Source organism: Exiguobacterium sp. s127, assembly GCF_018618695.1.
Lineage (GTDB): Bacteria > Bacillota > Bacilli > Exiguobacteriales > Exiguobacteriaceae > Exiguobacterium_A > Exiguobacterium_A oxidotolerans.
The window spans coordinates 33,994-52,332 of the sequence record NZ_JACSMO010000012.1 but is presented as its reverse complement, the minus strand read 5'-3'; the positions used below and the strand labels follow the sequence as shown (position 1 = coordinate 52,332).

The window sequence follows — 18,339 nt, the reverse complement described above, 5'->3', positions numbered from 1 at the left end:
GTTACCTTTATGTCGGTAACATTACGGTTGTAACCGGATTATCAGTAACAAAGGAGGAATTTGATGCAAGCCGTCGCCATTTCATTTGACGTCAAAAACTCACGCACTTTTCCGCACAAAGAAGAATTATTGCAGACACTCCGGACGTTAGCGGAGCAATTAAATGATCAGTTTAAAGACGCACTCGTCCCATTTCAAATCAAGTCTGGAGACAGCTTACTCGGTGTTTTCCAAAGCTACCCAATCTGTTATCCTGTTTTACTCGAACTCGTTAATAGTCCGCTCGACGGTTATGTCGGCGTCGGATTTGGTCAATATGAAACGCTTTCGACGACAGAAGCCGACGAAGCGAACGGTAGCGCCATCATTTTTGCCTTCGAAGCGCAAGAGGCGGCCAAAAAATCAGACAATCAAATCGTTTTCGCCGGCCCCCCTTATTTCCCGGCTGCTTTACTAACAGGCTATGTCGATATGCTGTATCCCGCTTATTTTGGGAAAACAGATCGTCAAGTCGAGCTCCATACACTGATGGACCGATTCCCGGACGCAACGTATGAAGAAATCGGACTAAAAATGGGTTTTCAAGAAAAAGATGCCCGAATTAACGTCGCGAAACTTGTTGCCCGCTCGCAACGTAAACAACGGAAGCAACTCGAAACGGCTTTTATACAAGCGCTCGAGCAACTCCAAGTCTGGGAGGCGATTGGATGAATTTACTGTTGAGCCTTCTGATTGCCCATCTCATTGCCGATTTCCCGCTGCAAGGTAAACGGATCGCGGAGCACAAGCACCGGAAGCTTCGCCCCCTGCTCGTCCACCTCGGGATACATAGCCTCTGTACAGCGGCTGTCTTAAGTTATTTTTACCTGACCGGACAAATCGAGCTCGTAAGTGCCCTGTATCTCTTCAGTGCGATTATCGGATCACACGCCGTCATTGACCGCTCGCAACTTAAGCGGATCATCAAACCGGCACCGGCTTTTTGGATTGATCAACTGTTACATATCGGCATCATCATTGGTCTGATTGCGGTGATGTTCCCAATCAGTTGGCCAAGTGCTATCACCCTCTCCTTCCAAGTGCTTTGGATCATCATGTGGAGCCTGGTTGCGACGGAACTGGTCGGACGGGGCATCGCCCCCTTGCTGCTACCGTTCGCTCCCCGATTGATTGAATCCCATTTCGAGCGGAAAGTGACTCGTAAGGAACAATTGAACGGGATCAGCCGTTCCGTCACCCACGAGGTTGAGGATTCGGCCCGCAGTTACACGACAGAGATTAATGGCGTTGGTCGCTATATCGGTCTCGTCGAGCGGGCAATCATCGTTATTCTCGTCGCCGTCAATGCGGTTGGTGCAATCGGCTTCATCATCGCTCTCAAAGCATTGGCGCGGTTCAAGCAGTTTGAAGACCGCCGTTTTGCGGAATATTATATCATCGGCAGTTTACTTAGTATTTTGAGCGCACTCCTCTGCGGAATCGCCATTCGCTTCGTATTATAGAACGAGAAAGAAAGTGAGGTGAGACGGCTTCCTGGCTTTACCAGAAAGACCGTCGAACAAAAATGAAAACGATTGGATTAGTCAGACACCACCGGGTCACAGAAGGATATCCGACGAAAGGTTGGATTAGCGCTTCCGATATCGAAGCTTGGATTGAACGGTACGATAGCTCGGCGATCGATGTCAAACCGGTCGAACTCGGACAGACGGACTGGACGATCTGTTATGCGAGCAGTATGCCGCGGGCGATCCAGACAGCGGAGAGTGTCTATGAGGATGAGATCATCGTGACCGACCTTTTACGGGAAGTGCCGTTCCCGACAATCAATTCCCGGATTCGCCTCCCCTTCCTCGCCTGGGCGATCATCGGTCGGCTCGTCGCTCCGTTCAGCAAACGGATTCAGGCGCAGATTAAAGATGCCAACCAACGCATTGAAGTGTTGTTGAATCAATTGGCGTTCGAGAATAATGAACGCGTTCTCCTCGTCGGTCACGGCGGAATGATGTTATTGATGCGCACGGCACTGAAAAAACGTGGTTACACCGGCCCCCGCTTCCGTCACCCGCGCAACGGGATGCTCTATCAATTTGAAAAGAGTGAGGTTAGACGATGAAATGGGCTTCGACGATTCTGCTCGCCCTCGGTCTCATCATCATTTTCTATATGACGCGGGAAGACGAAGCGCTACGCACCGACCGTGCCGAAACGACGGTCTCGGTATACGGATTTGATGTCGGACAAGGTGACAGCACCTTCATCAGGACGAAGACGGACGCGATTTTGATTGATGGCGGCAACAATGGGAAAGGAGATGACGTTGTCCGCTACTTAAAAGCGCTTGGGGTGAGACGCATAACAGCCGTCATCGCGACCTACCCTGACGCCGATCACATCGGCGGACTCGACACCGTCCTTGAAGCATTTGATGTCGACCAAGTCTACGCCCCGCGTGTCAATCACACGACCGATACCTATCGTGACTTTTTGCTTGCTGTTAAAAATGAAGGGGTGACAATCAAAACGGCGAAAGCCGGCGTCGTCATTCCGAGTGAATCAGCCGATTTTGAGATCATCGCTCCTTTGACGGACGGGACCCGTGATTTAAACAGTTGGAGTGCCGTCCTGAAGATGACGCACGAGGAGAATACGTTCCTCTTCATGGGGGACGCGCCGACTCGGACGGAGCAACAATTACTAACAGCCGGAATTGACGTCAAGGCAGATGTCTTAAAGATTGGTCATCACGGTGCCGATACATCGTCGTCGATTCCATTTCTGCAAGCGGTCCACCCTGAACGTGCCTTAATTTCAGCGGGAGAAGGAAATGCCTACAACCATCCCCGGCCGATAGTCATGAATGCCTTAGCAGCAGAGAGCATCACAATCGACCGGACGGACCGGATGGGGACGATTGAATACACATCGGATGGGACGGCGATTACCGTCACAAGTCGCAAAGACTTCCGTCCGAACTAAGGAGGCATGACGATGAAGATGACGGTCACAGCTTTTGAGGAGGCATTCGCCTTGTGTGAGACGGAAGCACGGGAAACGATTCAACTCCCGCGAGAACGACTGCCGGTCGCAGCAGAAGTCGGCGATCGGCTGGAATGGCAAGGGCGCTCGATCCGGATTTTACGTACCGAGACGGTGGCGCGTCGCCAGGAAATCGACCAGTTGATGGATGAACTGTTTGAGGATTGACGCAGGAAGCAGACACAGCGTGTCTGCTTTTTTACGGATTAATGGAATTATTTAGAAGGAATATCGAGAATTACTGGCGGTTTTATCTGAATTTTCGTACACTTTAGTGAGAAGAAGAAAACAAGGGGGAATTATTTTATGTTTCAACAACTACGTACATCCTTAAAACAATCCGTCCTCGGGCAGGACCATGTCATCGATCATCTGTTGATCGGCATGCTCGCCGAAGGACATGTCTTACTGGAAGATCGACCGGGTACCGGCAAGACGACACTCGCTAAGGCATTGGCGCAGTCGCTCGATGCGAAGTTTTCCCGTGTCCAGTGTACAGCCGACACGCTACCGACCGATTTACTCGGAATGGAGTTGTTCAATCCGTTGACCGGCTCATTCGAACAACGATTCGGTCCTCTGTTCGCCAACATCGTCCTCGTCGATGAAATCAACCGGACGACCCCGCGCACCCAGTCAGCGCTCCTTGAAGCGATGGCGGAAGCACAAGTCACAATCGGTGACACGTCCTATACGTTACCGCAACACTTTTTTGTCATCGCGACACAAAACCCGTTCGATGGACAAGGAACGTTCCCGTTGCCTCAAGCTCAGCTCGATCGTTTTCTATTCAAACTTTCGTTCACGCCGCTCGACCGGACTGCTGAAAAAGCACTTTTGCGGGGCGCGCATCTCGAGGCGATGGATCTTCATCTCCCACTCGAGCAATTGAACGCCTGGAAACAGGAAGTCGCAGCCGTAACCATCGAAGATACGGTCGAGGACTACCTCCTTGATGTATGTGACGCCCTACGAGCGCACCGTGACATCGAAATCGGTCCAAGTCCGCGGGCGACGCTCGCCTTGCTGAAAGCGGCAAAAGCACGCGCCTGGATGCATGAGCGGAATTACGTGACGCCGGAAGATATCAAGAGCTTGGCCACCCCCTTGCTCGCCCACCGTCTCGTCTTGACCCTTGAAGCGACGTTAAAGATGACGAATGAACGACTCGTCAAACAAACCCTTGAATCTTTGACTGTACCGACTGAGGTGTAACCATGCAATTGATTACACCTAAAGCATTCCATCCCATCTTCTTATTTCTAGTCGGGGTAAGTGGTGTCTTTTGCGCCCTATATGGTTCACTCGTCCTCGCCAGTCTATTCGTCGCCTATGTCCTCTACGGCTGGTATATGCCGAAGTGTCTCGAATACTTAGCTAATCAGATCGACGTCCGACTGGTCGAAACGACACGTGCCTTTCGTGACGATGAACTCGCCATCCCGTTTGCTTTAGAAAACCGGGCAAGGTTTCCGCTCGGTAAAGTCACTGTATCCGGCTTGCTCGGGGATCAGGTCCGAATCGATGGTGCAGGCAGTCAATTTTGGCGGCATCATCTGTTCGTCGGTAAAAATCAAATCGTTCCGTTCGAAATTGACGTCATCGCCGCACATCGCGGAACGATTCGGATTCAGTCGTTCGATGTGATGATTTCAGATCCGTTCCATACGATGACGGTCTACTTGACATTACCGATTCAACAACTCGGGCATGTCTTCCCGGACTTCGCCCCTGCTTCCGTCGAATGGAACGAACGGCAAATCCCCGGTGAGACGGTTGATCGGTCGAGCCCGTTCACGGACCGATCGAGCTTTCATTCCGTCGTCCCTTATGCGGGAGACGCCAAGACAATTTACTGGTCAGCATATGCGAAGACGAGCGAACTCTATTCCTATCAATACGACCGTGTCCGGAATCATGATTATGCCGTCATCATCGACGGTCTGTCCGGTGACGGATTGTCCTTACGGAGTGACTTTGAAAAACTGCTGTCCCGTGGTGCGACAATCATCCGGGAACTTGAAAAACAAGGTGCCTCTTACAGTCTTTGGATTTCGATGGTCAATCGGGATGGTCAGTGGTATCATGTTCCGTCCGGAAAAGGAAAGGAACAGTTTTTACGGACGATGGAGTGTTTGGCGCGCCTGTCAGAGTACGACTTACCGCTTGAGCGCCGCTACTTCATGAAACGTCTCCAACGGGCCGTCCCGTCGACGACTGCCGCGATCCACCTCGGTCATCGGCAAAAGGAGGTGAGCGCATGATGTTGCTCTGGTGGTTACTCATCATCAGTCTCTTACAGACGATGGCACTCCCGTTGCTTGCCTTTGCGCTGCTTGCCGTCCTACCCGTTCGGAAAGTCCGGATTCTTCTGCAAGTGATTGCTGCGCTCGCCCTGTTTTATGTATCACCATTGATCAGCATCTTCTTATTGTTAGCGACTGCGATCGGTGCCTTCCTCGAGACGATCGAACTCGAGTACCGCTTTGCTTTGACAGGTGCTGTCTTCGTCGGGATTTGTTTCTTGTACCCCGGACTGACACCACCGCTCCTCGCCTATGTCTTGCTTGGTCTACTCGTCCTGACGCCATTCTTAAAGCGACATTTCGTCGAGTGGCGCCGGATTTTGACGAGCGTCACGCTCGCCTTCGGACTTAGCTTTTTGCTCGTTTTCCTTCTTCGCCTGATGAAGGAAGCATTGTTCGGATCCGTCGCAAATTTAATGCGCCCCGCCTTCGAGATATTCGGTTCACTCTTTACGTGGACGATTCCGCTTTCGGAAAAGGTCGATGAAAAAATGCAGACTGGTGCAAGCCTCGGCAATATGGAAGCGGTCGAACCCATCAAACAAGGGGCAATGAACGTCGCGACGGTCCAGGTGTTTAATTATGCCGCCCTCGGACTGGCTCTCCTCGTCGTCGGACTGATGTTCTATTTCCTCCGTAAACGACGCGTCGTCACGGTGGAGCAGGACGAGATCGTCCGACCAACCGCCAAAAAGCGGACGAAGGTCGCGAAAAAGCACAGTCAGCATCCGTTGCTCCAACTCGCCTCGCAATTGGAGCAAGCCTTTCCACGCAAACGCGATGAGACGACATACGAATGGCTTGAGCGAATCACCTTCCCGGAAGTCGAACGCAATGCCCGCTTGATCGACGGAATCGAGTTTAGTCAAAGTGAACCCGCCTATGATTTACAAGTTTTCCGTCGTCAGGTTCGGGAACGTATTGAACAATAAAAAAAATCTCCATCTCTGTAACAGAGAATGGAGATTTTTCATTTAGTTGAATCAATTTTCGATGCTTTACGTGCGATGACGACGATAAAGACGATTGCACCGACAGGAAGCACTAACGGCATCCAGTCGAGGATATACTGTGTGTTCATGGTATCCCCCCTTATTGGCATGAGCTATAAGCGTAGCATATTCCAAATAACGGGATGATGCAAGTCTCGTTACAGCCGTGGTAAGACCGAATAAGCGATTGAATAATACAGTAAAATACTCGTTGCAAGCGAATAGACGACAAGAATTACCGGGATATGTTTGAGTTGACCACGACGTTTAAAGAGACGAATCGAAAAGACTGTAATGGCTAGTGCAAAGAGTGGACTAAAACCAAAAATGACGATATCCATCGTTTCTAATAGTTCTTCCGCAAAAAGTAAGTTAAAAGCGAAAATAAACAATAGGTACCAGGAAGTATAGGATAGACAGACGAAGAATAGATACAATAGTCCATCCATCCAGCCCCGTGTACGGCGATTTTCCATCTGTTGCATGACGTTCCTCCTACATAAGTATCAGATACCCTTAATAGTAGACGGAAAAGATACGCGAAAATATTCAAATATGAATATACGACAAAAAACGACAAAAAGTGTCCTTTCACTTGCAAGGACACTTTTCGCAGCATTAGTTTACAACAGAACTTTCCTGATAGATTCGCGCCAACTGAAGGACCTTCTCTTTAAAGGTTTCACGACGGATGCTCGGTTCGATGATTTCAGCTTGGTTAGCAAATTGAATCAACCATATCATGAAGCCTTCCGAGAAGAGGGCACTGACTTTAACCTCGAACCATTCCTCGTCGATTCGTCGACAGCGGATATCCGTCCCGAATCGATCGACGACCGTCGGCATGACGCTTTCGTGAAATTTTAACGTCAGTTGCTCATCTTCCCCTCCGTACATGTTGAACATGTTACTCAAGTAGGAAGGATCCACCTCGACCGGAGTCTCTGCAGGTTCGAATACACTGCACTGGACGATCCGGTCGACACGATATGTCCGAATCTGCTGGACACGTTCATCACGACCGATTAAGTAATAGTTCCCGTTATCGACAATTAGGTGCGCTGGTGTGACGAGATAAAAATCACCATCTCGGCGGAGCTCGAACTTCCGCGTCCGTTCATTAAACTTCCCTTGGTACTGAAAGCTGATGATTTCTTGTTCCGTAATCGCCTTTTGAATCGTATCGATCGAGAACGGAATCATTCCTTTTGGTTTTTTTACCGTATGGATGACGGGGTTCAACGTCTTCGCCAACCGCTCGCTCGTCAATGATTGAATCGTTCGAACAAGCGCCTTCGTCTCACTTTCCGAAATGAATTTCGCACTTGCAATCGCGTCGACGAGTAAACGCAACTGGTGATGCTCAAACCGCCGGCTGACGAGATGATATGGCGTCGCCAGTCCATTTTTCGTCTCTTCTTTGACGACATCAAACCCTGCTTTCGCGAGGGCCTCAATATCGTCCTTCAGCGATTTTCTTGATAATTTTTCAATCAATCCTCGTTTTGATAAAGCGATACTCAAGTCTTCTAACGTCAAGGTCTCCTCTTCGTCCGAGTATTTTTCAAAAATATCCCGAACAGCCAGTAAGCGATCACGGTTTGATAATTTTTCAGTAGGCACGGTACATCCTCATTTCCTATCGTTACGGTATTTGATTATACTTCGAGTATACCGTAAATAAATAATAATATTAACAATAAATTGGTAAAATTTATATCGTTAGGAGAATTTGGATGCATTTGATTGGTGAATGGAAGGAACAACAATTTGATTACCGGGATAGCGGAACAGGTCCCATCATTCTGTTAATCCACGGTACACAGTCCGATTACCGGGAAATCTATCATGTCGAAAAATTAATTCAAGCCGGGTACCGCGTGATTGTCCCGTCACGTCCCGGATACGGAAAAACCCCGCTGCGGTTAGCGGAGTCTCCTGTCGAGCTAGCTGCGTTTTATAAAGGTTGGATGCAAGCACGCGGTTTTACGCGCTATACCATCTACGGTATCTCAGCAGGCGGTCCGACAGCAATCGCCCTAGCGAGCCAAAACGATGCTGCTTGCTCACTCGTTTTAGCGTGTGCGATGTCTCATCAAATTTCACTTCCATACCAGAACGTATTGATTCAACCGCTCTTGCAACGTCCACTCCACTTCATTCAGTGGGTATTATGGACATATGTTAAAGATAAGTTAAAAAAATTTCCTGAAGAGGCGTCCGTCCGGATGGTCGAAATGACGAGCCTGTTGCAACGTAGTGACATTCGGTCACTCTTGACGCATGAGGATGAACGCTTATTGTATGCCGTCGGACTACAGAACGGTCCCGGGCGCGGCGTCTTGTTCGACATCACTCAGCAGCTTGAGCGACAGACACTCGAAACGGTCAGCTGCCCAGTCCTAATCGTCCATTCACAAGCCGATCGCGCTGTCCCGTTCGAGCATGCCCGCTATACGCAGTGTCTGATCCCCCATGCCCAGTTCATCGAATCGAAAAGTCCGGGTCATTTGATTTGGATTGGTCCTTCAGCACGACGAGATGAACGAATGATTGAACGCTTCATCACATTAAATCACCTGTAAACGAACATGTAGCTTCATTTTTTCATTTTCCTCGACAATCGAGATGATTCCCCGGGCCGTCAATTCGTCGATCGCCTGCTCCGTCCGTTCTTCGTTCAAGCGGGCACAGCGGGCGATTTCTGCGATGCCCATTCGACAGGACAGTTGATTCGCTTTGATTTTCGACGAAGGTTTGGCAACGGACCGTTGCAACAAACGCCAAAAGACATGACGGGCGTCGTCCGATAATGCATAGGCGTTCTTTTCAATGACAGGGGGTACATACCGAATGTCTTCACGGATTCGACGAATTAAGTACAGGCTGAGCCATTCCTCGAGTTCAGCTTGAATCCGGAAAAATTCAAACCACCAAAGTTGATCAAGTGCTAGTTCCTCATCACGGCTGAGCATCCAGCTCGGTGGGATTTGATCAAACTCCTCTTCAAGCCAGTCCTCATAATCAAGTGCCGTCTCATAGAGGACTTGCGGCGAAATTTGAGCCAACGATTCCCGTGATTTATAGATATCAAAGCTCATCCGACGAAAATGTTCGACGGACGCTGCGACTTGACTGAGATGAACGAACTTTTTCGTGATGAGACGAGCGAGACCGTCTAAATCATGGTGCATCACATAAAGGTGTTTTTCTAAAGCAATCAAAATACTTCTTTCCATCAGACGTATCCTCCTCTTTTCCTGGTGTGCTGATAGTCTTTTTCCGCAATCCCGGTTTTCAAAACCATTCTTAGAAGCAAATCAGTTTATTTCAACGTTTCCTTTGTCTTACAATGGACAAATAGCGATTAATAAAGGAGATGAAACGAAGATGTATACGATTTACGGCAGTTCTAGAAAAGGGAACAGTGAATGGCTCGGTGTCCGCGCATTCGAGGGCATTCCTCATGTGTCGGTCGATTTAGCCAACACGATGATTCAACCTGTGGAAGACCGGCGGCATCATGGTGGGTTCTTACCGATTGGCGATGATTACCGGCGGATCGTGGAAGAAATGCTCGAGCATGACGACATCGTGTTCATTACGCCGATCTACTGGTATTCGATGTCCACGAAGATGAAGCTCTTCATCGACCGCTTCAGTGAATCGTTGCGTGATGAAGACTTACGTTTCCGTGAGCGGATGCAAGGCAAGCGATTCCACCTGATTGCTGTCGGCGGCGATGATCCGAAAGAAAAAGGACGCGCCCTTGTGACACAGTTCGAGCATATCGCGACCTTTTTAGGAGCCCATCTTGAAACGGCGATCCTCGCGGAAGGGAATGCACCGGGGGACGTCGAACGCGATACGGTCGCCCTTGCAGAGATTGATGCGTTCCGAGAAAAAATGTCAAAAGCGTACGTTTAAGGAAAGTTATGTAAGGGAATCTTTTGATTAGTTCCATTCTGTAGTCAGACTAATCGGAGGTGGCGATAGATGTTACAGTCGAAAAAACGCAATGAACGCAAGTGGAAACGACTTAAGACACGCAACCATATCGTTTTACTAGAACAGCTATTTCAAACGGATGAAGAAATACGGGTCGTGCGACCACGACTTGATTCTCACTCCACTCCCTTAAATCCGATCGAGCCTTCTCGTTAAGTCGTATAGGACAAAAAAAGACGCATTTGCAATCGCAAATGCGTCTTTTGACTGTTTAGTCGTTTTTGAGCTTCACATTTTGGTCGGCAGGCAAGGTTGTCGTCGTTTCCTCTTCTTCAAGCTTCGGGACACCCGCTCCATAATCTTTCGATTCATCTGCGACGTAAGATGCGGCATAGGCCGGGTTGATTAAGTCTGACTTTGATCCGACAATGACGATATGGCCATGGCGGACTTCATCTTCCAAACTTTCTGCAACATCTTTCGTCATGCCAAGTTCAGATAGTTGGGCGATACGATCTTTTCGATTACTACGGACGGTCGCCATCAATGTTTCAAAAAAAGATTTTTTCGTAACGCGGTAAGCAAGCGTCTGTGTATCGTTCGCAATCCGTTCTGCCAGTTCCTCGTCTTTTGCAAAAATATAAATTTGTTTATTTGAATACCCGCCTGACTTTAAACTCGTTATTTCTGCATCGACGCCAGTCATGTCACGGACAATACGTGTTTCAATCATGTTCGTTCATCTCCTTCATACTAAGCCTCAGTTGGCTGTCTCAATATAAAGTTATTCCCGAAACATAATGAATAAAACATGGATTTCAAAAACTGCTTATGAAACTTTCTTTAGTGACGTGCCGCGTCGTTGTTTACGAAGTACGGTCAGGATGATGATGAGACCTACCAGCACTTGCGGCACCACGGTTTCAATCGTCGGATAAAATCCGATCCAGGCGACGGGCGGCAGCGCAAGTGGATGGACAGGCAATACACCTGTCAGTTGGAGCGCATGTAGACTTACACCGAGTATCTTAAAGGCCATCATATAGATTAAGATGGTCGCGCCTAAGAATAGACGGCGAATCGGCAAACGGACACCGAAATAGATGACTGCAATTGACACGAGTCCGATCAAGAGAACAGCTGCCAAAATGCCTCCACCTAAGGCGAGTGGCGTCATCGCCGGTGCCATCCCGACGTAAAAGAGTAATGTCTCCGCACCTTCCCGGAAAATCGTCAAGAAACTGACGATGAAGAGTGAAGTCCGCGATAGGTCGGACACGAGTTGCGTCTGACGGGAAGTAATGGCCGTTTTCGAATGTAACCAATTTCCGACCAGTAACATCACGAGAACGGCGAACAAGCCGGTCCATCCTTCAATTTGCTCTCGTCCGACACTTGCGAGCGCGGTCGAGAAGAAAAATTGAATGATTAGCGCAAGCAGACCACTCGCTAAAAGCCCGAGGACGGCTCCGAACCAGATGTGCCGTTCCCCCCGTAAATTCGCTTTACGTGTTAAGGCGACGAGCGCACTGATAATCAGCAACGCTTCAAGTCCTTCCCGGACCATGACGAGCATCGCGTCGACGAACGTATAGCTCGTCTGGTCGGTCAGTTGTCCGAGCGATGCGCTTAATTCCTGTAACGAAGTGATTGTCGCGTTCCGCGTCTCCCCGTTTAAGCGGGCGAGCAATAAGGGGACGTCCGTCTCGACTTGCGTATATAAAGCACTGTCTCGTGTCCGGACCGCCCCTTCTCCGCTCGGCCACTGGGCGATGAACGTCGTCAAAGTCGACCGCGCCCCGTCGAGGTCTTTTGCAACGAGCGCATCCGACGCCTGATCGAGTAAACGGATCAAATCGGTCAATTCGACTGATGCCGTCTTGACGATGTCCCCTTCGACGAATGAGTCGATGCTTGTATCAAACTGGTCGAGGGCCTCGTTCCATTCCGTCTGGTCGAATGTCTGGCGCGCTTGTGCGATGCGAATCGCAGATAACGCCATCTCGACTTTTCCGTAGTGACCGATGCTTTCTTCCCGGACGACGCTCTCACGGGCCGTCCATTCCTTTAACAAGGTCTGTTCGAGTTTCTTTCGCTCACCCGCATCCGCTTGCCGCATTTGCTTGGTCACTTCATGCAAATCAAGCAGACGGGTCCGGGCCGTCGCATCCTGCGCGGGACGCATTGTGTCTTCGAGCGTCCGGACGGCCGTCGACAGTGCCGTCAAGTCCGCACTGATCGTCGCGAACGACGCATCCTGATGTTGTTTCAGCGTCGATAAACGCTTTAAGATGACGGCTTTTTCATCTGAGTCAGCCAGTTCCTTTGATTGTTTAGCTAACGTCGCGATTCGTTTTGAAAGTGCATCGCGATCTTCCGCCTTCACGGCTGAGATGGCTTGACCAATCGACACGTAAAGTGCATCGGTTTTCGCCTCTGCACCCGCATGGGGGATGAGCGTGCTACATATAAGGAACACGAGTAAGGCAGCTTTAAGCAAAGAGCGCATCACCGATGTAACCTCCTTTTTGAATGCCGCCGAAACACGCGAACAGCGCGCTTCCACGATGAGTAATGTATTCATTCATCCGGTCAGAAGTTGCGAGCCGTTCTTGGATCGTGATGAACTGCTCCGGCGATCGCTGATACGAGAGGAACAACAGACCGGCGTCTAATGCGCCTGTCGTCTCATCAACGCCATCCTGGTAGGAGTAGGAGCGTCGGAGCAGTTGCACCTTTCCTTCACCATGCGCGACTGCTGTATGCGAGTCTGCCGGTAGTTCTGCTTCCCCCCGTGCGATCCGTTTCGTCGGTGTAACGGACGCGAACTCATCTTTTGAACCGAGTGGTGCCCCGGACGCCCGTTCACGCCCGAATGTCCGCTCCTGCTCCTTCAAAATCGTCCGGTCCCAGACTTCAAGGTGCATCTGAATCCGGCGAACGACGAGAAACGTCCCGTTCGTCAGCCAAGGTGAACCATCACGCCATTGATAAAACAGCGTATTCTCCCGCGTCGCTGCTTTCGTCACGTCAGGATTGCCTGTCCCATCTTTGAATCCGAACAAGTTCCGCGGTGTCCCGCCTGTCGCATCTGCCACTTTCGACCGCTGGAAACCGGCTTGCGTCCAACGAATCTTGACGACACCCCGTCCGATTCGGGTCAAGTTGCGTAACGCGTGGAAGACGACTTGCTGGTCGTCCGCACAAATTTGGACAATCAAGTCCCCGCCGGACCATTTCTCATCGAGCTGGTCCAAATCAAATGTCGGTAAATCTCGTAAGAGTGCCGGGCGTTTATGGCCGATGCCGAAACGATCCCCTTCAAATAAACTAATTCCGCAACCGAACGTGAACGTCAAGTGACTTGCAGATAACCCCTCTGCTTCACCGGTGTCGTCCGGTGGGATGTAGGCACTATCTGTTTCGCCGAGCGATAGTCCTGCTGATAAGCGCGCGCAAGCCCGCGTCCAGCGCTTCAATAAATCAATCAGCTCGTCGCGGCGATCCGTCTTGACGTCAAAAGCGACGAGTTGGACATGATTTTGGGCCGGCGTCATGATGCCCGCTTGATAGGTGCCGTAAAACGGGACTTGATCGGACGCCTTAGCCGTCAAGGCGCGCGGTAAGAAGCGTTCGACACCACTTGCATAAAAAGCTGCACCGAGACCGGTCAGGCCGGCGACTTTTAAGACATCACGCCGCGTCATGCCAGCCTCTAATGTTGGTCGTGTCATGATTATCCCTCCAGTACGATGCCCATCTTCGACAGCGGTTCTGCCAGTTCGTTAATGGCTTGACTCAACTGTTTAACGTCGGTTTTTGATAAGTCCGTATAGAGGACGTACCCCTTTTCCGTTTTCTTCGCTTCTAACAAGGCATTGACGTCTTCAAAGCGCGCTGCGATCTCTTTTGACAATGCGTCGTCTTGTTTCATCAGGCTCGGGTTCAATAACTGATAAATTTTTTCCGCCCCTTGGACGTTCGCTGCAAAATCATAAAGATCGGTATGTGAATAGCGGTCTTCTTCGCCTGTCACTTTCGAAGTCGAGACTTCATTCAATAAATCCGTTGCCCCCGTCACGAGAAGCTCCGGTGTCACGTCGACTGTTTCGACTTTTGCACGCAAGAGGTGGACGTCCTGCATCAATTGCTCCGCGTATTGCTCATACCCTTTTGTTGTTCCCTTTTCGAACAAGCCTTGTTCGATCCGGTGATAACCGCCCCACTCGGATTCCTTGACGTCACCTGCACGGGCATCGATTTTCGGATCGAGGTCACCGAAAACTTCCGCGATCGGTTCCGCCCGTTCATAGTGCATCCGCGCCGGTGCATAGAGCGCTTTCGCTTTTTCAAGGTCCCCTTCCTTGACGGCCGTCGTGAAGGCTTCTGTTTTATTCGTGAAGGCATCGAGTTCATTGATCGCATAATCGCGGTAATCGGCGACGACCTGATCGAATTGGCCGTCCGCTGTTTTCGGTGTCGCTTTTGTCGTTGTTTCTTGTTCCCCGCAAGCAGCTAACAAGGTCGCGAGTGACAAGACGCTCGCCGTAAGGATTTTCTTATGTGACATGATTCATTTCCCCCAAATCGTTAAGTAAGTTCAGTTGTTAGTATAGACGATAATGATAATCGTTATCAATATAAATTTAGAGCTAACATGAAAAACCCGTCCTGACGAGCGTCATCAGGACGGGTTTTTGCTCATTTAGTTGTTTTTTCGCTTTTTAAAATACGTCCGTGAAATGATGAACGCTACGATTGCAAACCCGATAAAGACAAACGCTTTTTGGACGAGCGTCAAGAACGATAAATCAAACACTAACAGCTTAATCGCACTGACGCTAAGTAGCAGCAGACCGGATAATCGCCAGACGGACAAATTACGGATCCGACCAATCGTGACGAGAAGCAAGGCAAGTAAAATGTAGGCAACCGATAATGTCGTACTGCGATTCGTTTCGTCGAGTCCGTCATAAAACGGCAGTTCCATGACGAGTAACGTATACGTCGTCAGGACGCCGACGGCTGCGACAACTAGACTGATCTGGAACGTCCCGTCCTCGACCATCGCGCGGTGTTGTTGCACGAGTAAATAAATTAAACCACTCGTCGCAAGTACTAAGGCGACGACCGAAAGACGAAACGAGTCGTTCATTGCCGCGTACATACCCGACTGCGTAATCTGGTCGAAGATGAAGTAGACATACAAAGCGAGAGCGATCATCCGTTGGTACGGCATGTGCTGGCGTTTGACGAACCAAAGGCCGATCAGGATGCAGGCGAACAACAGGGTTTCGAACTGCTCGCTCAGTCGGAGTATGTCATAGGGAATTTGCGTGATCGCGTAGAACACCGTCGCGTGACCGACTGCATTGTGCCAGGCATCTTTTGAGTAGTTAGCGATGCTATAGGCAAGCCCTGCCAGCGCGAGGGCAATCAGTGTCCCCCACTGCCAATCGATGACGGCTAGACTCGCAATCACAATAAGACCGGCCCCGTAACTCGGATAATTCCACTTCATCCGGAGACGTTGCCCAGTGAAGGCGGTCCCGATGTAGCTGACGAGCGACGCAGCAAGCAGTGAGATTTCGTCAGACGTGGACGGTGGTGAAAAGCCGACCATGCTCATCGCTGTAACAAGAGCGATCGTCAGGAATCCCCAGCTGACGACGAAACCGAGAATCGTTTTTAAGCGAACCGCGGCATAGAACAAGGCGGCGAACAATATCACTTCATACAGTAAAAACAACGAAACGTTCGCTTCGTCCGCCAGTTGCAGAAACGGGAGTAAAAATCCGGTGATTGAGACGAGAATCAGGAGGACACGTGACGCCATCCATAACATTAATCCGAACGTAATGAATAAAATGACGAGTTCGAGCGAGAAGGCAAGACCCGGCGAATAGAATTGATACAACGCCATGCCAGCGAACAAGGCGGCTAAAGAAACGATGGTCCCCGTCGCGACGAGCCCGACGCCGAGTTCTCGTCGCTTTTTCTCATACTGATACTCGCCTACTCCGATTAAGAGCAATCCGATGAGCACTCCGCTGCCGACTCGGACCGCTGGATTGACCCAGCCGGAGATCGAGGCGTAAGAAAATAAGAAAATTGCCCCAATCGCGGCAAAAATTGCGGCGATGCGCGGTAACCAGATGGTCGCAATCATGTGTTCCCACTCATCGCGCGTCCGGATTTGTTTGATTTTTGGTGAAAACGTGTCGTCTTTTTTGACGAAGGCGGGTCTTTTTTTCGGTGTCGCGACCGTACTTTGCTCCGGAGTCGACGTTGGATGCGGAACAGGATGCAGCTGTTCGAGTTGCGCGACACGTAACTTCAACGCCTCGAGTTCCTGTTCCAGTTGGGTGATTCGTTGTTCTTCCATCATTCCACCCTTTCTTTATTTTAGATGGTACTAGTGTACCTGTTTCTTCTGCCTTTTTCTTATTTTTTCAAAAATAAGGAAACGTTAGGTGACGATTCAACGAAAAAAAACGACTTCCGCCCTTTTGGAAAAGGTGAAAGTCGTTTGTCAGGAGACCGGTTAACGAACGGATAACGCATATTGTCCCGTCGTGTTATAAACAGATGTGAACTGTGCGCGACTGACGGCGTATTTCCCACGGTACGGATCAGACACGTAGAACGAACTGCTTGAAACACCCGTCACGAGCATGACGTGATAGTTCCGGTACCCGGTGAACGTTTTGCCGTCCGGCTTGATCCAAGAGAAGTAGCCATATGGATTTTTGAAATCAACGGTCGCCCAGACGATGACGGGATTCCCGCTCCGGATTTCACGTTCAATCTTACTGACACCTTGTTTGGAGATATCGACGGCGCCACTCCGGTATTTTTTAGCGAGCGGGAGAATGCCTTTTGGATAGACGCCCCAGTTTTTGTAGTAAGAGAGCGTCCCGGCCGGATCACCCGTAAACATTTTTTCTGGATCGGCCCAGTAGTATTTCCCATTTTTGTAGGTCGCATTGCTGATGCTTTTCGGTAGTTGTTTATAGAGCGACGCAGCCGAAACAGACTTTTTCTTGTAGGCGAGCGCCATCTTCAACGAGACGAACTCGCAACCTGACGGGTAGCCTAACGTGTATTGATTGTAGTACGGGACATTTAATTTTTTAGTCGTACTGCTCGTTGGCTTCGTTTTCGTTAAGTACTGTGTCGAGACATAGCGGTAGCTCCCGCTATACAAAATACGTGTAAAGCTCCCTGACGTGCCATACGTTGCGACTTTGACCCCTTTACCGAGCTGGGTGACGGATTTGTATTTTGTGCTCGGGCCCGTTCTGACGTTTAACGTCCCGACCGTCGTATACTTCGTGCCGGTCGATGTGTATTTCGAGGACGTCGTCGATGTCTTCACATAATCTTTGTGTATGTACCCCGTCCGTGATTTATAGGTGATTTTGTACCAACTTCCCGATGTTCCTTTTAACGTATAGACGTTTCCTTTGACGACATTCCCGAGAATCTTGCTTGAGGTCGTCGGCTTTTCACGGACACGTAAGACTGCGGTCGTGATGGTCAGCTTCGTGGCGGCATGTGCGACGAGCGACGGACTGAATACGCCAAACAGAACACCAGCGACGATGACACTTGAAAAAAACTTCTTCATGATAGACCCCCTTAACAGAATGACAATACGATGATATACACCATTTTTCCCAAGTTATTGAAATAATAATCATGATTTCAAAAGAAAATTCTGAAAAAATAGAAATATCTTCATTCTTTGTAACAAAAAAAATCCTCCTGTTGTATATGCACAACAAGAAGATTCAGACTGTAGACAAAGTTCTATCGGGAGATCAAGCGTCTTTGTTCGTTGCGTTCCTCGGGCGAGGCGCAAGCCGTTGCTCCTTGGTCCTTACGGACAACGAGCAGGGTCTTGCCTGCCTCTGAACGTGCGTTAAAAACGCACTTTTTCCCGTAGGAGTCAACGAAATATGACGCTTTTTAGCTAATACCGTGACCAAAAAGCCGGGCATGGAGACGTTTTAAAGCGCAATCCGTCTTGAATCGCTTTTAAAGCACGAAAA

General features: G+C 49.7%; 19 protein-coding genes. 10 read left to right on the top strand and 9 right to left on the bottom strand.

Translation table 11 applies throughout. The features are described from left to right. The first annotated feature begins 63 nt into the window (after positions 1-63). From KNP98_RS13820 to KNP98_RS13785, 8 genes are all read left to right on the top strand, one after another. Entirely contained in the window at positions 64-711 is a 648-nt protein-coding gene (locus tag KNP98_RS13820) for a hypothetical protein (protein WP_088837169.1), read from the top strand. After that, positions 708-1,502 (top strand): DUF3307 domain-containing protein, encoded by a 795-nt coding sequence (locus KNP98_RS13815; protein WP_214811982.1) that lies wholly within the window; start codon positions 708-710, stop codon positions 1,500-1,502. The genes KNP98_RS13820 and KNP98_RS13815 overlap by 4 nt, the downstream gene beginning before the upstream one ends. Positions 1,503-1,564: 62 nt before the next feature. Continuing rightward, positions 1,565-2,116, top strand: a complete 552-nt coding sequence (locus KNP98_RS13810) for a histidine phosphatase family protein (protein WP_029330219.1) — start codon at positions 1,565-1,567, stop codon at positions 2,114-2,116. Continuing rightward, positions 2,113-2,979, top strand: coding sequence for a ComEC/Rec2 family competence protein (locus KNP98_RS13805; RefSeq protein WP_214811979.1), 867 nt, complete (start codon positions 2,113-2,115; stop codon positions 2,977-2,979). The genes KNP98_RS13810 and KNP98_RS13805 overlap by 4 nt, the downstream gene beginning before the upstream one ends. 12 nt (positions 2,980-2,991) lie before the next feature. Further along, positions 2,992-3,207 carry a DUF3006 domain-containing protein gene (locus KNP98_RS13800; RefSeq protein ID WP_157898482.1) on the top strand — a complete coding sequence of 72 codons (216 nt, stop codon included), beginning with the start codon at positions 2,992-2,994 and terminating at the stop codon, positions 3,205-3,207. A gap of 138 nt (positions 3,208-3,345) precedes the next feature. Further along, entirely contained in the window at positions 3,346-4,254 is a 909-nt protein-coding gene (locus KNP98_RS13795) for an AAA family ATPase (protein WP_029330224.1), read from the top strand. Positions 4,255-4,256: 2 nt separating this feature from the next. After that, the gene (locus KNP98_RS13790) at positions 4,257-5,303 is read left to right on the top strand and encodes a DUF58 domain-containing protein (RefSeq protein WP_088837174.1); all 1,047 of its coding nucleotides are present in this window, start codon (positions 4,257-4,259) and stop codon (positions 5,301-5,303) included. Continuing rightward, positions 5,300-6,277 carry a hypothetical protein gene (locus KNP98_RS13785; protein ID WP_251135197.1) on the top strand — a complete coding sequence of 326 codons (978 nt, stop codon included), beginning with the start codon at positions 5,300-5,302 and terminating at the stop codon, positions 6,275-6,277. Before KNP98_RS13790 ends, KNP98_RS13785 begins: the two co-directional genes overlap by 4 nt. Positions 6,278-6,495: 218 nt before the next feature. Here KNP98_RS13785 and KNP98_RS13780 read toward each other — a convergent pair whose 3' ends face one another. Both KNP98_RS13780 and KNP98_RS13775 read right to left on the bottom strand, forming a co-directional pair. Further along, the gene (locus KNP98_RS13780) at positions 6,496-6,822 is read right to left on the bottom strand and encodes a hypothetical protein (RefSeq protein ID WP_088837175.1); all 327 of its coding nucleotides are present in this window, start codon (positions 6,820-6,822) and stop codon (positions 6,496-6,498) included. 133 nt (positions 6,823-6,955) lie between these two features. Beyond that, positions 6,956-7,960 carry a helix-turn-helix transcriptional regulator gene (locus tag KNP98_RS13775; protein WP_214766137.1) on the bottom strand — a complete coding sequence of 335 codons (1,005 nt, stop codon included), beginning with the start codon at positions 7,958-7,960 and terminating at the stop codon, positions 6,956-6,958. Between the two features lie 113 nt (positions 7,961-8,073). Here KNP98_RS13775 and KNP98_RS13770 point away from each other — a divergent pair, with 113 nt between their 5' ends. Beyond that, positions 8,074-8,922: an alpha/beta fold hydrolase gene (locus tag KNP98_RS13770; protein ID WP_214811976.1), complete on the top strand. Its 849-nt coding sequence runs from the start codon at positions 8,074-8,076 to the stop codon at positions 8,920-8,922. Here the strand turns inward: KNP98_RS13770 and KNP98_RS13765 are convergent. Continuing rightward, entirely contained in the window at positions 8,908-9,576 is a 669-nt protein-coding gene (locus KNP98_RS13765; RefSeq protein WP_088837178.1) for a hypothetical protein, read from the bottom strand. The two genes, KNP98_RS13770 and KNP98_RS13765, sit on opposite strands and share 15 nt — an antisense overlap. Before the next feature lie 151 nt (positions 9,577-9,727). Between KNP98_RS13765 and KNP98_RS13760 the strand changes: the two genes are divergently transcribed. After that, complete coding sequence (locus tag KNP98_RS13760) at positions 9,728-10,264, top strand: flavodoxin family protein (protein WP_214771071.1); 537 nt, start codon at positions 9,728-9,730, stop codon at positions 10,262-10,264. Between the two features lie 292 nt (positions 10,265-10,556). Here KNP98_RS13760 and KNP98_RS13755 read toward each other — a convergent pair whose 3' ends face one another. The 6 genes from KNP98_RS13755 to KNP98_RS13730 form a co-directional block, all read right to left on the bottom strand. Then, positions 10,557-11,018 (bottom strand): YflT domain-containing protein, encoded by a 462-nt coding sequence (locus tag KNP98_RS13755; protein ID WP_088837180.1) that lies wholly within the window; start codon positions 11,016-11,018, stop codon positions 10,557-10,559. Positions 11,019-11,114: 96 nt separating this feature from the next. Beyond that, positions 11,115-12,794: an FTR1 family iron permease gene (locus KNP98_RS13750; RefSeq protein ID WP_214766203.1), complete on the bottom strand. Its 1,680-nt coding sequence runs from the start codon at positions 12,792-12,794 to the stop codon at positions 11,115-11,117. Further along, positions 12,778-14,019, bottom strand: coding sequence for an iron uptake transporter deferrochelatase/peroxidase subunit (gene efeB / locus KNP98_RS13745; protein WP_088837182.1), 1,242 nt, complete (start codon positions 14,017-14,019; stop codon positions 12,778-12,780). Before efeB ends, KNP98_RS13750 begins: the two co-directional genes overlap by 17 nt. A 2-nt stretch (positions 14,020-14,021) precedes the next feature. After that, positions 14,022-14,855 (bottom strand): iron uptake system protein EfeO, encoded by an 834-nt coding sequence (gene efeO / locus KNP98_RS13740; RefSeq protein ID WP_088837183.1) that lies wholly within the window; start codon positions 14,853-14,855, stop codon positions 14,022-14,024. Between the two features lie 135 nt (positions 14,856-14,990). Further along, entirely contained in the window at positions 14,991-16,670 is a 1,680-nt protein-coding gene (locus KNP98_RS13735; protein WP_088837184.1) for a DUF2339 domain-containing protein, read from the bottom strand. Between the two features lie 159 nt (positions 16,671-16,829). Next, positions 16,830-17,915, bottom strand: a complete 1,086-nt coding sequence (locus KNP98_RS13730; RefSeq protein WP_088837185.1) for an SH3 domain-containing protein — start codon at positions 17,913-17,915, stop codon at positions 16,830-16,832. Positions 17,916-18,339 lie beyond the last annotated feature (424 nt).

Excerpts from the sequence above, each read along its gene's own strand:
- KNP98_RS13820 (WP_088837169.1), top strand. The coding sequence starts at position 64 with ATGCAAGCCGTCGCCATTTCATTTGACGTCAAAAACTCACGCACTTTT.
- KNP98_RS13815 (WP_214811982.1), top strand. The coding sequence starts at position 708 with ATGAATTTACTGTTGAGCCTTCTGATTGCCCATCTCATTGCCGATTTC.
- KNP98_RS13810 (WP_029330219.1), top strand. The coding sequence starts at position 1,565 with ATGAAAACGATTGGATTAGTCAGACACCACCGGGTCACAGAAGGATAT.
- KNP98_RS13805 (WP_214811979.1), top strand. The coding sequence starts at position 2,113 with ATGAAATGGGCTTCGACGATTCTGCTCGCCCTCGGTCTCATCATCATT.
- KNP98_RS13800 (WP_157898482.1), top strand. The coding sequence starts at position 2,992 with ATGAAGATGACGGTCACAGCTTTTGAGGAGGCATTCGCCTTGTGTGAG.
- KNP98_RS13795 (WP_029330224.1), top strand. The coding sequence starts at position 3,346 with ATGTTTCAACAACTACGTACATCCTTAAAACAATCCGTCCTCGGGCAG.
- KNP98_RS13790 (WP_088837174.1), top strand. The coding sequence starts at position 4,257 with ATGCAATTGATTACACCTAAAGCATTCCATCCCATCTTCTTATTTCTA.
- KNP98_RS13785 (WP_251135197.1), top strand. The coding sequence starts at position 5,300 with ATGATGTTGCTCTGGTGGTTACTCATCATCAGTCTCTTACAGACGATG.
- KNP98_RS13780 (WP_088837175.1), bottom strand. The coding sequence starts at position 6,822 with ATGCAACAGATGGAAAATCGCCGTACACGGGGCTGGATGGATGGACTA.
- KNP98_RS13770 (WP_214811976.1), top strand. The coding sequence starts at position 8,074 with ATGCATTTGATTGGTGAATGGAAGGAACAACAATTTGATTACCGGGAT.
- KNP98_RS13765 (WP_088837178.1), bottom strand. The coding sequence starts at position 9,576 with ATGGAAAGAAGTATTTTGATTGCTTTAGAAAAACACCTTTATGTGATG.
- KNP98_RS13760 (WP_214771071.1), top strand. The coding sequence starts at position 9,728 with ATGTATACGATTTACGGCAGTTCTAGAAAAGGGAACAGTGAATGGCTC.
- KNP98_RS13755 (WP_088837180.1), bottom strand. The coding sequence starts at position 11,018 with ATGATTGAAACACGTATTGTCCGTGACATGACTGGCGTCGATGCAGAA.
- KNP98_RS13750 (WP_214766203.1), bottom strand. The coding sequence starts at position 12,794 with ATGCGCTCTTTGCTTAAAGCTGCCTTACTCGTGTTCCTTATATGTAGC.
- efeB (WP_088837182.1), bottom strand. The coding sequence starts at position 14,019 with ATGACACGACCAACATTAGAGGCTGGCATGACGCGGCGTGATGTCTTA.
- efeO (WP_088837183.1), bottom strand. The coding sequence starts at position 14,855 with ATGTCACATAAGAAAATCCTTACGGCGAGCGTCTTGTCACTCGCGACC.
- KNP98_RS13735 (WP_088837184.1), bottom strand. The coding sequence starts at position 16,670 with ATGGAAGAACAACGAATCACCCAACTGGAACAGGAACTCGAGGCGTTG.
- KNP98_RS13730 (WP_088837185.1), bottom strand. The coding sequence starts at position 17,915 with ATGAAGAAGTTTTTTTCAAGTGTCATCGTCGCTGGTGTTCTGTTTGGC.